The sequence below is a fragment of the Drancourtella sp. An12 genome, from assembly GCF_002160935.1.
GTDB lineage: Bacteria > Bacillota > Clostridia > Lachnospirales > Lachnospiraceae > Sellimonas > Sellimonas catena.
This window is the reverse complement of record NZ_NFLO01000004.1, coordinates 12,844-27,387: the sequence shown is the minus strand read 5'-3', so window position 1 is coordinate 27,387 and position 14,544 is coordinate 12,844. Positions and strand designations below refer to the sequence as shown.

At 49.7% G+C, this 14,544-nt stretch carries 21 protein-coding genes and 1 tRNA gene; 4 read left to right on the top strand and 18 right to left on the bottom strand.

Going from position 1 to position 14,544, the window contains the following annotated elements; genetic code table 11:
- Positions 1-43: 43 nt before the first annotated feature.
- Complete coding sequence (locus tag B5E64_RS05655; RefSeq protein ID WP_087167563.1) at positions 44-967, top strand: HD domain-containing protein; 924 nt, start codon at positions 44-46, stop codon at positions 965-967.
- A 49-nt stretch (positions 968-1,016) separates the two neighbouring features.
- Here the strand turns inward: B5E64_RS05655 and B5E64_RS05650 are convergent, their stop codons facing one another.
- From B5E64_RS05650 to B5E64_RS05640, 3 genes are all read right to left on the bottom strand, one after another.
- Positions 1,017-2,828 carry an ATP-dependent helicase gene (locus tag B5E64_RS05650; protein ID WP_162610138.1) on the bottom strand — a complete coding sequence of 604 codons (1,812 nt, stop codon included), beginning with the start codon at positions 2,826-2,828 and terminating at the stop codon, positions 1,017-1,019.
- 104 nt (positions 2,829-2,932) lie between these two features.
- Positions 2,933-3,115 carry a hypothetical protein gene (locus B5E64_RS05645; protein ID WP_087167561.1) on the bottom strand — a complete coding sequence of 61 codons (183 nt, stop codon included), beginning with the start codon at positions 3,113-3,115 and terminating at the stop codon, positions 2,933-2,935.
- Positions 3,112-3,780, bottom strand: coding sequence for a DUF5688 family protein (locus B5E64_RS05640; RefSeq protein ID WP_140398831.1), 669 nt, complete (start codon positions 3,778-3,780; stop codon positions 3,112-3,114). Before B5E64_RS05640 ends, B5E64_RS05645 begins: the two co-directional genes overlap by 4 nt.
- A 154-nt stretch (positions 3,781-3,934) precedes the next feature.
- On the opposite strand from B5E64_RS05640, the gene B5E64_RS05635 reads away from it, so the two are divergent.
- A complete protein-coding gene (locus tag B5E64_RS05635) occupies positions 3,935-4,264 on the top strand; it encodes a hypothetical protein (protein WP_140398830.1) in 330 nt (109 codons plus the stop codon).
- Positions 4,265-4,277: 13 nt separating this feature from the next.
- Here B5E64_RS05635 and B5E64_RS05630 read toward each other — a convergent pair whose 3' ends face one another.
- The 8 genes from B5E64_RS05630 to B5E64_RS05595 all read right to left on the bottom strand — a co-directional run bounded on the left by B5E64_RS05630 (position 4,278) and on the right by B5E64_RS05595 (position 9,186).
- Entirely contained in the window at positions 4,278-4,733 is a 456-nt protein-coding gene (locus B5E64_RS05630) for an RNase A-like domain-containing protein (protein ID WP_087167558.1), read from the bottom strand.
- 25 nt (positions 4,734-4,758) lie between these two features.
- Positions 4,759-5,085 carry a hypothetical protein gene (locus tag B5E64_RS05625; RefSeq protein WP_087167557.1) on the bottom strand — a complete coding sequence of 109 codons (327 nt, stop codon included), beginning with the start codon at positions 5,083-5,085 and terminating at the stop codon, positions 4,759-4,761.
- A 123-nt stretch (positions 5,086-5,208) separates the two neighbouring features.
- Positions 5,209-6,657 (bottom strand): HD domain-containing protein, encoded by a 1,449-nt coding sequence (locus B5E64_RS05620; protein ID WP_087167556.1) that lies wholly within the window; start codon positions 6,655-6,657, stop codon positions 5,209-5,211.
- Position 6,658: 1 nt separating this feature from the next.
- Positions 6,659-7,156, bottom strand: coding sequence for a hypothetical protein (locus B5E64_RS05615; RefSeq protein ID WP_087167555.1), 498 nt, complete (start codon positions 7,154-7,156; stop codon positions 6,659-6,661).
- Between the two features lie 150 nt (positions 7,157-7,306).
- Positions 7,307-7,822: a hypothetical protein gene (locus B5E64_RS05610; RefSeq protein ID WP_140398829.1), complete on the bottom strand. Its 516-nt coding sequence runs from the start codon at positions 7,820-7,822 to the stop codon at positions 7,307-7,309.
- A gap of 98 nt (positions 7,823-7,920) precedes the next feature.
- A complete protein-coding gene (locus B5E64_RS05605) occupies positions 7,921-8,130 on the bottom strand; it encodes a hypothetical protein (protein WP_087167553.1) in 210 nt (69 codons plus the stop codon).
- A gap of 64 nt (positions 8,131-8,194) precedes the next feature.
- On the bottom strand, positions 8,195-8,482 hold the full coding sequence (locus B5E64_RS05600) for a hypothetical protein (protein WP_087167552.1): 288 nt from the start codon (positions 8,480-8,482) through the stop codon (positions 8,195-8,197).
- 35 nt (positions 8,483-8,517) lie between these two features.
- Positions 8,518-9,186, bottom strand: coding sequence for a hypothetical protein (locus B5E64_RS05595; protein WP_140398828.1), 669 nt, complete (start codon positions 9,184-9,186; stop codon positions 8,518-8,520).
- A gap of 162 nt (positions 9,187-9,348) precedes the next feature.
- Here B5E64_RS05595 and B5E64_RS05590 point away from each other — a divergent pair, with 162 nt between their 5' ends.
- A complete protein-coding gene (locus B5E64_RS05590; RefSeq protein WP_087167550.1) occupies positions 9,349-10,008 on the top strand; it encodes a ribonuclease H family protein in 660 nt (219 codons plus the stop codon).
- A 203-nt stretch (positions 10,009-10,211) separates the two neighbouring features.
- Here B5E64_RS05590 and B5E64_RS05585 read toward each other — a convergent pair.
- The 7 genes from B5E64_RS05585 to B5E64_RS17975 form a co-directional block, all read right to left on the bottom strand.
- Positions 10,212-10,281, bottom strand: a tRNA-OTHER gene (locus B5E64_RS05585).
- Between the two features lie 19 nt (positions 10,282-10,300).
- Positions 10,301-10,435, bottom strand: coding sequence for a hypothetical protein (locus B5E64_RS18620; protein ID WP_275532785.1), 135 nt, complete (start codon positions 10,433-10,435; stop codon positions 10,301-10,303).
- A 357-nt stretch (positions 10,436-10,792) separates the two neighbouring features.
- Complete coding sequence (locus B5E64_RS17825; protein WP_140398827.1) at positions 10,793-11,221, bottom strand: hypothetical protein; 429 nt, start codon at positions 11,219-11,221, stop codon at positions 10,793-10,795.
- Positions 11,196-11,594, bottom strand: coding sequence for a hypothetical protein (locus B5E64_RS05580; protein ID WP_087167549.1), 399 nt, complete (start codon positions 11,592-11,594; stop codon positions 11,196-11,198). Before B5E64_RS05580 ends, B5E64_RS17825 begins: the two co-directional genes overlap by 26 nt.
- A 23-nt stretch (positions 11,595-11,617) precedes the next feature.
- On the bottom strand, positions 11,618-12,112 hold the full coding sequence (locus B5E64_RS05575) for a hypothetical protein (RefSeq protein ID WP_162610137.1): 495 nt from the start codon (positions 12,110-12,112) through the stop codon (positions 11,618-11,620).
- A 104-nt stretch (positions 12,113-12,216) separates the two neighbouring features.
- Positions 12,217-12,630, bottom strand: a complete 414-nt coding sequence (locus B5E64_RS05570; RefSeq protein WP_087167547.1) for a hypothetical protein — start codon at positions 12,628-12,630, stop codon at positions 12,217-12,219.
- Between the two features lie 368 nt (positions 12,631-12,998).
- Positions 12,999-13,157, bottom strand: a complete 159-nt coding sequence (locus tag B5E64_RS17975; RefSeq protein ID WP_162610136.1) for a hypothetical protein — start codon at positions 13,155-13,157, stop codon at positions 12,999-13,001.
- A gap of 228 nt (positions 13,158-13,385) precedes the next feature.
- On the opposite strand from B5E64_RS17975, the gene B5E64_RS05565 reads away from it, so the two are divergent.
- Positions 13,386-14,528 (top strand): hypothetical protein, encoded by a 1,143-nt coding sequence (locus tag B5E64_RS05565; RefSeq protein ID WP_087167546.1) that lies wholly within the window; start codon positions 13,386-13,388, stop codon positions 14,526-14,528.
- The last annotated feature ends 16 nt before the right edge of the window (positions 14,529-14,544 follow it).

The following is a 14,544-nucleotide window of genomic DNA, read 5'->3' as shown; positions in this document are numbered from 1 at the left end:
GCCATATTGGATAGGAATTTAGAAAACACAGGAGGAACAAAAGATGAATGCAAAATTAAAGGAATTGGATCTTGGGATCCGGGAACAGGTAGACGCGCTGGTACTGGACGTGATGGAACGGGAAACGAAAACCGGGAAGCCGTATGTGGTATTGAAGGTCACGGACGGGGATACCACCGCAGAGGTGAAGAAATGGGATGCAAGGCTGGATGACTTCCTGCCGGTGAAGAACACGGCGGTGGTCTTAAACGTGAAGGCGTCCCTGTATGGGAACGAGACAACCTACGACACGGACAGCTGTGTGCGCTCCAAACGCCCGCCGGAGGACTTCATCCGGAAAGCGCCGATTGACCTGGACGGGACACTGGATGCCATCGGCTCCCGTCTGGATGCCATTGCAGACCCGGACTTAAAGGCCCTCATGACGGCCATCTTCCGGGATAAGAAATCCCAGCTCCGGATGTGGTCCGCCGCCAAAACGGTACACCATGCCATCTACGGCGGGCTTTTATACCACTCCTACCGGATGATGCAGGCGGCAGACGCCCTCTGCCAGTTCTACCCGGCAGTGGACAAGGACCTGGTAGCCTCCGGTGCCCTGCTCCATGATATCGGGAAGCTGGAGGAACTGGATACCAACACCTTCGGGGCTGCGGACTATACCACAAAGGGAAGCCTCCTCGGCCATGCATACCTGGGGACCGACCTGGTATCCTTTTATGCAAGGACATTAAAGACACCGGCGGACCTGCTGATGAAACTGCAGCACATGATCCTCAGCCACCACGGCACGTATGGAGCCACGGTACTGCCTCAGACACCGGAAGCAGAGCTTTTGCACCATCTGGACATGATCGACAGCCGGATGTACCAGGTAGAGGAAGCCCTGGCAAATACCGAGCCGGGTACCTTCTCCGATAAGATCTTCGGCCTTGGCGTCCGTGTTTACCATGACAACGGGAAATAGGTTTTGCAAAAAAAAAGGAAAGCACCGCTTACATGGCGATGCTTTTCTCTTACAGGAACGGCGAAGGCTTCACCTTGTCCCTTCCCTTTTCTTCATACGTGCACAAATACAGGTTTTCCTTTGCCCGGGTCATTGCCACATAAAACAGCCGGCGCTCCTCTTCCTTTGCCGCATCCGATTCTGCCTTCTCATAAGGGCAGATCCCGTCCACGCAGTCGATCAGGAACACCTGTTTCCATTCCAGGCCCTTGGAACAGTGCATGGTGGAAAGGGTCACGCCTTCCCGGTTCTTCTGGGCTTCTTCCATGGTATGGTTATAGCGCACAATGTACGCTCCCCAGTCCTTCCAGGTTTTCCATTTCTTTGCGTCTTCCTGATACCGGTTCCAGATGTCCAGAAACTCCGTCACATCCGCCTGCATATACTTGGCATATTCTTCCAGGTAGTTCCGGTACGGTCCCAACAGGGACAGGATCTTTAAAAACTCTTCCGGCTCCTTCCCTTTCAGCATCCGAATCAGACGGAAAAACGCATCCACCTGCTCCACGGCCTTGTCCCGCTTCCAGGCTTCCCCTCCGGTGCGGTAGGCTACAGCCATCATTTTGCTCCGGCTTAAGCCTGCACGCAGGTAGCCCGGGTCCTGCAGGAACCGCTGAGGATGGTTCAGTACCCGTGCCAGGTCCCGGCGTGTCCAGTCCCGGTCATTAGCCAGACGGTAAAAGGCCTGCAGGTCCCCAAACATCCAGTGCTTATATAGGCTCTGGATCTTTTCTGTTGTCACAAACGGGATCCTGGCATCCGTCAGGATGGCCGCCGGGGCTTCTGCCTGCCGATTCGTCCGGTACAGGATGGCGATCTGGTTCGGGTCTTCCCCGGAACGGATCAGGTCCTGGACCTTCGTGACCACGGCATACAGTTCCGCCATCCGGTTCTGCTTCCGGATCCGGGTGATATTCCCTTCTTCCTTATGGAAAGACAGGAACTGCTTCGGGAACCGGGCAGTGTTCTGCCGGATCAGCCGGTCTGCCAGGGCGATGATCCCGCTGCAGGACCGGTAGTTGGTACTCATCCGGATCATCCGTGCTCTGGGATAATAGTCCTGGAACTTCAGCATGACCTCCGGCCTGGCACCACGGAACCCGTAGATAGACTGGTCGTCATCCCCTACTACGGCCAGGTTCCCGTCCTTTCCGGCGATCAGGTACACCAGGTCTCTCTGAAGGAAGTTGGTGTCCTGGTACTCATCCACCTGGATATACCGGTATCGGTCCCGGATCCAGGCAAGGCAGTTCCCGTCCTGTTCCAGCAGCTGGTAGGCCCGGATCAGCATATCGTCAAAGTCGATCAGGCCTTCCTGCTCCTTGTACTCTTCGTAGTTCCGGAACAGGGACTCAAACAGCTGCTGGTCGCTGCAACACTGGGGCTGGTACTCTGCCAGGGTGAGGGAATTATTCTTCACAACGGAGATATCCGTCAGGAGCAGCTTAATGAAGCTCTCCTTATCATTGATGCTCTTTTCCTTCCGCAGCCGATCGTAGAAAAACGCCCTGGCATCGGAAAGGATATCGTCATTGGCAATTCCCGCAAACTTCCGTAATATGGCAAGGCAGAGGGAATGGATGGTACAGAACGTCACTTCATCCTTCCCGTACTGTTTCTGGTAACGGGTCCGCATTTCTTTTGCTGCCGCTGCCGTAAAGGTAATCATCAGGATGTGTTCCGGCTGGATCCCGCAGTCTTCCACCATGTGATGGATCCTGCGCACCAGCGTGGTAGTCTTGCCGCTTCCCGGGCAGGCAACCACGATCAGCTGCCCCTCCACGGTCCGGATGGCTTCTTCCTGTGCTTGATTTGCTTCCATATTGTTTCCTCCTCTTTTCTGATTTTCGTTTCCAATATGGGAGATGCCGCCGGATTTCCATAGAAAAGGAGAAGACAGGGATGCCCTGCCTTCTTCTTTCTTCCTTATGACAATGCTGCACATGCCCGGTAGGAATCCAGGATTCCCTGTACCTCATAAAAGAGGGGCGTCCGGTTCTTCTCGGAACGGTCTGCGCACAGGCGGTAAAACCGCTCTGCCTGCTCAGCACTACAGGCCAGGTATTTCCGGAACATCCGGATGGCAACCGGTTTCTGTCCTTCCATCATGCCAACACCACCTCCCCGCTTGGGAGCAGTTCGTAAACCGAATCAGACAGGCGGTCCTCCGGCAGGACTTCCTTGCAGTTCACGGCCTTCACCGTCTCCTGTAAAAAGTCCCGCCGGGACGGGTCATCGGTTTTCTCCGCACAGATCACTTCGTGGAGGCTGGACGGGAGGATGTATACCCCATCCGACCAGCATTCCAGCAGCTTCCTGCGGACTTCCTGCAGCAGGATGGCCGCTGCCCCGTAATTGCTTTCGTTGGACTCTGTTTTGACAACGTACATGGTCTCCGGAGTCGGATCCGGCAGGGCACCTTTCCGGAAGAGGTTTGTTGTTTTTCCTGACAAGAAGATCATATTCTGGACAATCTCCTGCATATCCTGAATGCAGGCATCTGCTTCCAGATTGTCCAGGCACCGATCCCAGAAATCAGTTTCTGAAATCTCGTAATATTCCAGCAGATCCTTCGTGATCCGAAGCTTCACAGGCTCCCCTTCCACCGGCAGGAACAAGTATGCCGCCACATACAGGTCGGCCATCTTGGTGTATACAGTGTTCTCATCCGGTGAAGTAAGCTGTGGACAGAATGCCGGCCTGCAGTAAGAAAGCCACTCTGCGGACTCCGGTTTCCTTGTTACCTGTCGTTTTGTTTCCAGCATGTTGTTCATTGTTGTTTCCTCCTGTATTCTAACTTTTTTTACACCGGTAATATGAATGACTTCCGGCATTCCGATTCCCCGCCCCTCCACGTCCGGAAAAGGCAGGGCCGGAATTCCGGTTCCCTTACGTAGGCAGCCTTGCGGAACCAGGAGATATTCTGGTATGATAAGAGCAGAAAATAAATGCTGTCAGATACAAGGAGGCGTCGGAATGTACGGAGTGAGAATCGAACAGGACCGGATCATCATAATAGAAGGGACAAAAGAGGACCTGGCCGGGATGCGGACGGCACCTACCAGGGAGCAGGCGGAAGCCCTGGGGAAGAACCTGTTATATGCCGCACACCGGAAGGAGTTTCTTGCCATGACAAAAGAGGAACTGGACACCCCACGGGCACGGTTCCTGGAAGAGCAGGTCTGGGGACGTCACCCTGAGTATGAGGAATATGTCCCTGGCGAAATGATCGCAAAGAGAAAAGCCGCACTGTCTTAGTGCGGCTCAGTTCTCAAAAAAATGGATAGGCTGACGTGATGACAAAATGATTCGCAGCGTGCGGATCTTTTTTAATGGAGATTAGGTACTCCGAACACGGCAGGGCACCCTGTTTCCAGTCATGCTCCGGAGATGTCGTAATCACTTTCCCTGTGATGTTCCCATGGATGACACCAACCAGTTCCCACGGCTCCGTATCTTCTTCGTTTGCCAGGTACTCTATGAGCTCCTCCCGGTTTTCCAGAAGGCAGCCCCTGATCAGCGCCATGACGTCCTCCGGCGTTCCTACAAAGGATGACGTGTTCTTATGGATCCGCTTGCACCGGCCCATAAGGTACCGGTCCGACTTGTTCAAATGGTATTCCATCAGATGACCAAACCTGCTTAATTTCGTATATGTCTCGTTGACATAAGTATCATACCATCCTGCGATGGCTTCTTTTCGTTTCTTGTATTGTTCGAATGTCATGTTTACATTCCTCCTCATTCCCGTATTATCCGATATAATCTGACCAAGCCCTTTGGTCCGCCTTCAGGATGCGGAACCCGTTCCTGCCATACAGTGCGGCCAGGCGGGCCCGTTTCTCCCTGTTCCGGACTGTGCGCAGGGAATACACCGGGATGCCGCTGTGACTTTCTGCCTTCTGCTTCTCACAGAGGGCGTCTTCCACCACTTCCCGAAACCTGCGGTTGGAGATAGCAATCCCAAATTCTGCATGGTCCCCTTTATGCCTCCTCTGGTAGGGGATCAGGTCCCGTTTCAGGACCCCTTCGATATACGGTTCCATCACGAAAGAAGCCTTTCGAAATTTTTGTTCCATTTTCGTTTCCTCCTGTTTTCCCAAATCTTTCCCCCACAATATGGCAGTCTGCCGGGAATCCGATCCAAAAAAAGAAAGACACCGCAGCTGCTGCGATGTCCTCACGTAAAGATTGATTTAATTTTAAGATACAATTAGAGCACGAATATCGTTTCTTATTTTTTCGTAATCATACAATTTTCCTCGTTCTTCCAAAACATAAATACGAATGAATTCTCCCTTGTAATTTGCGAGTTTGCTGATAATTGACATTTGATCACCAGCTAAATATGAAATCCTTTTGGTTTCTGGATCATATAATTTCACAGCCTCTCTTAAATCTTCTGGATTTGCTGTTTTTTCGGAAATGTTATATGAACCATGCACTTTTTCTAATGTAATTGGAACTATTTGATATCCCCACCTGTCGCTTCCAACAATTTTTGTGATTTCTTCTGGGTTTCGTTTTAATTCCCATTTTAATACGGAAAATTCCTGCCGTGGCGAATTTTCATATAAGTCTTTCATCTCAAATACTACTTTGGGGCGGATGCGATCCCTGTACATTTCATAAAGCCGTTTATACTCTTCATCATCTGTAGAATCATAATATTCTCTAAATGCCGTTTCAAGAAAAGCATCATTAAATTGCAAAAAAATCTCATCATTGACTTTTTGATGGATATCATCTAAAGATCGAAATAAAAAATGACCGCTCTGAATCAATTTAATATACATACATTGAATCATGCCCTCAAATGCCGCATTCGTTTTATGAAAAATCACTTGTGAATAATGAAAGTATCTTGACATAAGAAAGTGTTCGACCACATGTTGACCTTTTTTATTGCAAACAAGAACTTTATTATTTTCAGATAGCGACGGATCTTCTACCACTAGAAGCAGCCTTATCAAATATTGAAGATCTACCAGACCATATTTTACCCCTGTCTGATAAGAATCTCTCAATAAATAGTCTAACCTATCTGCATCTAAGCTGGAATGAAGCAGTTGTGTATACACCATATTTCTTGACCCGTACTCACCTGTAAAAATCTGTGCGATTTCCAAAGGATTTAAGCCATTCCGTATCAGTATTTCTTTAATTCCTTCATGATTTGTTACGATATATTTTCCGAGTTGCTCATGATGCGCTGATTTAGAATGAGAAGACGCCATTTCATAGAGACATTTGTCGTTTTTAACAGGAGAATTTTCGAAAATATCTTCTGCAATTACGTTATCGAGGCAATACCCATAGACACTTTCTCCAAGGTGTGAAAGAGGATAGTGCCCAATATCGTGAAGCAACGCTGCAACCCTTAATTTAATAACATCATCTTCATCAAGCATTCCCTGGTTATATAAGTGCTCTGTCATTAGTCCCATAATATACAACACACCAAGCGAATGTACGTAACGGGAGTGTTCCGCTCCGGGAAAAACCAAGTTGACTCTGGCTAACTGTCTTAAGCCTCTCAATCTTTGAAAAATTGGGGTATCAATCAATTCCAGTTCCAACTGGGTAATTCCAATTCCTCCATAAACAGGATCATTAATATATTTAACAATCCGTAATTTTTCACTAACCATGCTACTCTGTTGCTCCTATAAATCTTTTGGATTTCAAAATGCCAAACGCATATTTGCACTGTTCTTGATTAAACTGTGGTTTGTGACTAGTCAAAGCAGAATAGAGTGATTCTTCTTTATCATCAATATTCCAGCTTTCTCTATTATTGTAAATATACATTAACGATGCTAATAATTCGTACCAAGATGCTACCGTAAAATCCGATCTCTTTTCTTTTTCTAAATCTTGCACGCATTGAATATTCTTTTCTACTGTTTGTGCCAACTTGTATTCACTAAAATTCTCATGTGACAGAAGTTCCAAATTTGAATATACATATGTTGTCAAAGCTGGAGAATAAGGCCCTCTTACATACCAATTATAAGTGTATCCCAAATTGGTACCAAGCGACTGAAGCAAATAGACTTTTTTTTGACAAATCAGTCTGTCATCAAAACTTTCTTTACTGACGTGTAACTTTTGAAACACAATTCCATTCGCAATATCAATATTGTTCACGTTATTCACCTTCCTTTAAAGTGTACTCTTACTGTATCATATTCTGTACATATTCTCAAGAATTTACGGAAATGCAATTTTATTTTTTTAATGAAAAGACACCGCAACTGCTGCGATGCCTCTCTGTATCTCGGGAAGCCGAGGACCCGTCTACTCTGAAAAATAATACTGCAGATCGTATATCTCGTCTGCCTCATCATAAAAATCCCAGATATCCCCTATACATTCTTCCGACAGGGAAATCACGTCCACCTGGTACTGTGCTTTCAGGCTGTCCAGAAAGGTGTTCTCCCCATTCTCCAATTCTTCTGCATACCGCCGGCACCAGTCTTCTATGGCTGACTTCGGGGCATCAGTTCGGAAATAAATATAATCTCTGAAATCCATTCCCGATGTAATCAGTACTGTCTTTGTCTCCGCCGGCAGGTCTCCTGCGCACCGGATCTCCGTGACCGTATCTTCCGGGAATTGGTTTTCCTTGCAAAAGCCACTGAATAATTCCGATAGTTCCCGGACAAATTCCGAAAAGCTGCGGGTGCCCGGAAAATCAAATTCCGTTTCGTCCAGATACCCTTCCGGGTTCCAGAAACTGATGTCGTATGCCACCTCCACAATCGGCCGGTTTTTGTCTACGTGATGCCGTTCCATGTACTCTTCCACTGTCATTTGCTGTTTCCTCCTGTTCTTTTCTTTCTTTTCACCGGAAATATGGAAGATGACAGGGAAAAAGATGCCGCCTGTCGGCGGCACCTTTCCGCAATACCTCAATGATGGGTTCGTTCCGCATACAGCGTGACATGGTATAGTACATAGGATACCAGCAGCGTCCCCGTGGATGCGGCCAGCTGCACCAGAAACTGGATGGTAGTCAGGTCCATGCGCTCGTAGCCCCCGAAGGATCCGAAAAAGGAAATCCCTCCCAGGATCCCGAACCCGATGCAGAGTCCTTTGACGATTTCGTACCCAATACTCATTGTTTGTCCCTCCTGTTTTTTCTTGTTCTTTCCTGATAATATGGAATTTTTCCATTATCTTCTGTTACATGGCGGCAGCCACACGGCGGTCTTTTTCCAGCTGAAACCGGTCATGCTGGACAATGGAGCGGACTGCCTTTTCCAGACTGCTGCTCTGCCCATGCCGGTGGTAAGGATGGCTACAGCGGTGCTTGTGGTAGATCAGTACCGCCAGGTTCCCGGTTGCCCCTGTACTCCGAAGATACCAGTAATGCCCCGTGTTCTTGGACTGGATGGTAATGTCCCGTTCCCCTTTCACAATAATGTGGAAATACTTCGGGTCTAAGCATGCATATTCCTGTTTCTGAAACATTGGTCTCCTCCTTTCAACTAACGGGGCACATCACATTAACGGCCCCGTTTCTTTTTCCACTCCTCGTCTGCTTTCCTGCAGGCCTCCTCATTCGCCTTGACAAACCCAAAGGCAGCAGCGGTTTCCCAGGCAGCCAGATAGGTATGCGCCTGTTCCATCAACGCAAAGAAGTCCCCGTCCGCCAGGTTGATGGAAGCGCTTTTCTCGCACTGGAAAGTACCTCTTTTACAGGAATACCCGCCGGATTTAGCGTTCTGTTCCCGGATGCCTTTCCCGTTCTGGACCACGACCCGCCATGGGAAGTTTTTCGTGACGGTCTTCCCACCCTGCTGGAAACTGCCCTGCCGGGTGATCTGGATAGTGCGTACCGTGGAGTACCCTTCCCCGTCCGGCTCCCCAAAGATCTTCTGCCCGTTTCCGGAAAAGGAATAATTGTTCCGTTTCATGATGGATTCCTGGTACAGTTCCTTTAACTGGGATGGCGTCAGGTTCTCTTCCACGAACACGGACGGCTCCGCTTCATAGTCCACCAGGTTGATCCCGATCAGGGAGTTGGACAGGCGATTCCCCCGCTCGTCCTTTTCCCCGGAGCGGTGCAGGTGGCTGCCCATCCCCGGCGTGGCCAGGTGCAGCTTGTTCATCAGTTCAATGACGGCCTTGTTATTGGTAAAGCAGCTCATTTGGCGTGGGTTTGTTTCTCTCATAAAGGTTCCTCCTCATTTCGTTGTCTGTACTTAGTATGGCATTTTTGCCCCGGTTTCGTTTCTTTGCATACGTTCTTGCAATGCTTCACAGGAAACGTATGCAAAAAAGCGGAGGGGATCAAGGATCTGGTAGAATAAAGGAAAGAAAGGGGCGTGAAATAAATGAAAGTATACGCAGTGCGGAAAGGGCGCAGAACCGGGATCTTTTCTACGTGGGGAGAATGCAAAAAACAGGTTCACAAGTACCACGGGGCAGAATTCAAGTCCTTCCCGACAGAACAGGAAGCCCGTGCCTACCTGCAGGCATCCCCCTCCACGAAGCCAAAAGCGGCGGGGAAGCCAAAGAAAAAGAAAAGCGCTAAGACCGCCGACCCACTGTACCGGGACTATGACCTGACCTTCTTTGTAGACGGCAGCTTCGACCAGGGATCCTGGACCTATTCTTATGGCATGGTGGCGTTAAACCCGGAAGGGGAAGCAGTCTGGGAGGACGGGGAAGCTTTTCGGCACGGGCGGTTTGCGTCCATGTGGAACGTGGCCGGGGAACTGGAAGGTGCCATTGCCGCCCTCCAGTTTGCCAAGAGCCATGGCGCTTCCCGTGTACTGATCTGCCATGACTATGAGGGGATCGGGCGCTGGGCCAACGGGGAATGGAAAGCCAACAAGGCCGGCACAAAAGACTATGTGCAGTTTGTAAAAGAAATGCGGGAGTCCGGGCTGGACATCCAGTTCCGGAAAGTGAAAGCCCACTCCGGCGTGAAGTGGAACGAGCGTGCGGATCTGCTTGCAAAAGAAGCGATCCAGGGATCCCGGCGGTGGTAATGGGCTGATGCCATGACCTTTAAAAAGGAAAAAAGCCTTTCCGGGCTTCAAGCTCTGGAAAGGTCTTTTTTTCTGTCCAAAATTTTTGCGGTTTGCATGGGCTTCCCGGTGACGTTTCCGCTTCAGGAACCCATGCCATTTTTAACTTCGCAGGGCAGTGACCGACAGTGCTACCTGCTATCCGGGGAGCGACCCCGGTCTCTTCGGGATGGCCAGATTCGAACCGGCGTCTGGCTGATAAGGCAGCTGTTCTGCCATCTGAACTACATCCCGTGCGCGAATTGTCTCCTACTTATGAAAAATACAACTGATACGCCAAAAGTACCGTAACGATCAGACTGACTCCAAAAGCAAGAAGACCCAGCACAACGAAGATCGCTCCTATGACATTCCAGAAATGATACCAAAAGTCTGTATACTTTCCCATCATAACTCACTCCATTCTTTCTATGTTATTATGTAGGAATTGACCATCTCTTCGGGATGACATGATCCTTAATATTCCCGATCGTTTCTAATCTTCTCCATTTTTTCATTTTTTTCGTCAGTTCAAATGCCGCCCATCGGTAGCGTGACGGGCGACTTCGGCGTAATGATGGGCACTGTCTCTGCCAATGCACCAAGAAACCTTTTCTGCGCTTTACAGATAGGTAAACCAGTAATCGCCGCGCGAAAACCGGATTCCTGTTCTGCACCTGGCAGACAGATACCTGGCTGGGCATGACAAGTCTGACCAATACAGACCTGCCAGAGGCATCGTATCCGGGAGATCAGCCCCTTCCACTTAGCCCCTGACGGCCATGGACCGCGCGCGCACCAACGCCGTCTCCCAGCCAATGCGGCAGCCTTTCACGGCTGATTGGGCCGCCGTCTTACCGCATTTGAAGTGCGGCAGACTGAGCTGCCACAAAGACTGCCAGTGGATTTGAACCACCGCCATGCTGGACCCCTGCGTGTTCCGTGCACGGTCTGCACAGAAATCCAGCTGTGTGCACGTTCCTATCCTACTTTGCCGCTCATGTGCACCCTTGCGGCATTTTGGCTGTGCATGGCTGCCATATAAGCACTCGTGTCCGGACTTGCACCGGTTCTCGGTTCTCTCTCTACCCTTATCATGAATCAGGTGCGGTCTTCGCTTTCCCAGATGATCAGTCCGGTACTCCCTTCCCGATACGAGCGTATTGTTCTTATTGTACAGATTCCTGCTGTACAAAATACAGTTCTTTTTCCCCGTCCAGGATTCCATCCACGTATACCCTTGCTTTGTATGCGCCTTCCGCCGGGACTTTCATGTTCAAAATCTGAAATGACACATAGACTATATGGAACGGTTCTGGAATTCTATTATCAAACGTAAACACCGGCATCATTTCTTCTATAACAAACAGTGTTTCCCTGTCCGGTCCCTGCAGTTCGATACGAAGGGAATGCGGGACATTCCAGTTATGTCCTGTCAGGGCAATGGAAAGTCCGAAGCTGTACGCCCCCGGGATTGCGTCCAGATAAAACACATCCTGCAGTCCGTACAAGCTGTTCCCTTCCGGTCCGTGTTCCGCCTTGTAACAAAATTGGATATCTGCTGCCATTGTTTTGCTCCTTTCTTTTTTTCTTATTTTAAACCACTTCTTTTTTCTCTTCTGTTTTGCATACCAGTGTCCGCCGGTGCGTCCAAGAATGCCATGTACTGCAAATCCAGAACCCACGGTCCATGCGCTTCCTTCCGCCAGTCTTTGATCCGGAAGCGCTTCGTCTTTGCCCGCCCATCCTTCCGGTACGTCACATACAGGTACGGACGCCCCTCCCGGATCCGTAACAGTTCGACTTTCTCCCTCTTCAGGATATGGTTTAACTCAATTCGTTTGTCTCCTATGGCACGGAACAGCTCCCTGGCATTGACGGCGCAGTAACATGGGATCAGTACTGCCGCAGTCAGGAGCACTTCCCCGGATCCGTAAACCACAAGGAATGCAAACAGGAGGCTGGGGAACCACAGTGGCAGCAGGGAGACCAGGAAGAAGGATACCCAGAAGCCAGCCGGAAGGTACCTGACCTTCCCTTTCACCGCCGTCGTGGATTTTTCTGTCTCGTAATAAATCATGCTCATACTCTCATTCTTTCCTTCCTGTTCAATTTCCTGCCGCCGCATGGGTGTGGCAGCAGGCACCCCCCCACCCGCCGGTCTGGCAGGCACGGAGGTGCCGATCATCCCTACCAGTCGATGCCGATGGCATCCAGGACGTCCCTGGTGTCACAGCACACCTCAGCCAGGACGTCACAGTCCTTTTTCGCCTGACGGATGGTCTCCTCCTGGAATATCAGGAGTCCGCTTTCGTGCTGGTATTCCTTCCGGTCGGCAAAAGTCATCCCATAGCGTTTCCGCAGTTCTTCCCGTTCCGCCACCCTTGTTTTCTCACTCATGCCGTACACGTATCCGCCGTGCTTCAGCACATCCGTGGCAATCAGGCACACGGCATCCCGCATCGTTTTCGCATCCTGGATCAGTTTGACAATCTCATAGCATTTCTTCCGGATATCCATGTCCGGTGTCATGCCGTAACTGACTGCCAAGCGTTCCTTTCCATTCATTCCAATGGCAATGACTGCCTGTTTTGTTGTTTTCATGAAATCACCTCATTTGTTATTTTAATATGCTGACTGCTCTCCACACTGTTACCAGTGGGAGGTTCCCAAAACATAATCACATCACTTAGGCAATGCCTTTTCAGGAATTGGCAGGTCCTTTGGAAGCCACCGTTTCCCTTGCGAAAAGACAATCCGTTTGTTATAGTTTTCTGTTTTTATCAGGAGTTTTTTTGCCAAGGCGCCTGTTGGCACCATTTGCGGCATCGGACTCAGCCGGGCCCGGGATTCCATTTATTTATGCAGCCTGGAAACCAAAACTGCGTGGTATTTTTGTTTTCGTGTTACGAATTTGTTTGATGCAGGCATCGTGGTTATTAACAAATTGATCATATGTTTTTATACAACGCTCACGGTCTGCGTGAGCCAGGTCTTTGGCACTGTTTCTGGGTAAACCCGTATGGTTTTCGTTTAAATGCACGTACAGCGTCTTTGGATTTGTCCATTTTCTCCAGGCTGTACATCCGCTTCTTATCACATTCTTTTTTGTCTTTTTGATATGTTATCATTTTTTCTCCTTTTTAAAATTCGGAACCAGGTTCCTTTTTTTTGAATCTTCAAGCATTCCCTTGCTTTGAATATGGGAGATTTGCTTCTTTGTTACACGTTTAAGATACAACATTGGAAACATTCCCGTTATTTTGCATACGTTCTTTTCTGGCGGGCATCCGGGATCCTGTTACTGCCATTCTGCCATATTGTGGGGGAAAACATAGAGAACACAGGAGGAAACAAAAATGAGAAAATATGAATTAACACTGACAAGCAGCTATGTACAGGACTGGGACTTCCCAATGGCCATCCGGGAGCTGATCCAGAACGGCGTGGACCAGGAAACGGTCAACCCGAACGCCGCTTTTACCATCGAATATGTGGACGGCTTTATCCGTTTCACGAACCGGAACACTAGGCTCCGCTGCAACACCCTGCTTCTGGGACGTTCTTCCAAGCAGCGCAGCGACGAGACGGTCGGACAGTTCGGGGAAGGCTACAAGATTGCAGCCCTGGTGCTGACACGTCTGGGGAAACCGTTCGTGATCCACAACAACGGCAAGAACGAAGTCTGGACCTGCCGCTTCGTGAACAGCCAGCGGTGGGCGGAACGGATCCTGACCTTCTTTGTGGAAGACCTGCCGTCCCCGTCTGATGACCTGGTGATCGAAGTCGGGAATGTGACAGAAGACGAATGGGAAAGCCTTTCCGATATCTGGCTGGGATTCCAGGACTATCAGGCCATCGACACGTCCTACGGCCAGATCCTCACAGACGAGGACCAGAAAGACCGTGTTTATGTGAACGGCCTGTACATCCAGTGCAACTCGTCCATGGAATACGGTTACAACTTTAAACCGGAGTACTTAACCCTGGAGCGTGACCGGAAGAGCTGCAGCAGCTGGGATGCGGAACGGATCACCTCCAAGATGATCCAGGAAGCCCAGGAAAAGGGGCTGCTTTCCGATGAAGCTGTGTACGAAATGCTGGAAGAAGGAAAAGACGATATCTCCAACGCAGGCTGGGGACTGGACGGCGTACAGCGGGAACAGATGGCCGAAAAGTTCATGGCGGCTTTCGATGAAAAGCACCAGGATGATTTTGACACGGATATCCCGGAAGCCAAACGGGTGCCGATCCCGGTGGCCGGCACGTCCGATTATAGGAAGGTGACAGCGTATGGCGGAAACCCGGTCTTTGTGCCAAGCACTACCCACAGGCTGGTGGACCATATCGCAGAACAGCGCATGAAAGACTTAATGGACTGCTCTGCGGAGTCGGAATCACTGACTGTCAAAGAACAGCTGGAGCGCTGGAAGGAATTTTATGAAGCTTATCTTCCAAATGGTGCAGCAGAAGAACTGGAACGCATACTTTCTCAAATGTAGAAAAAAAAGGAGCTGT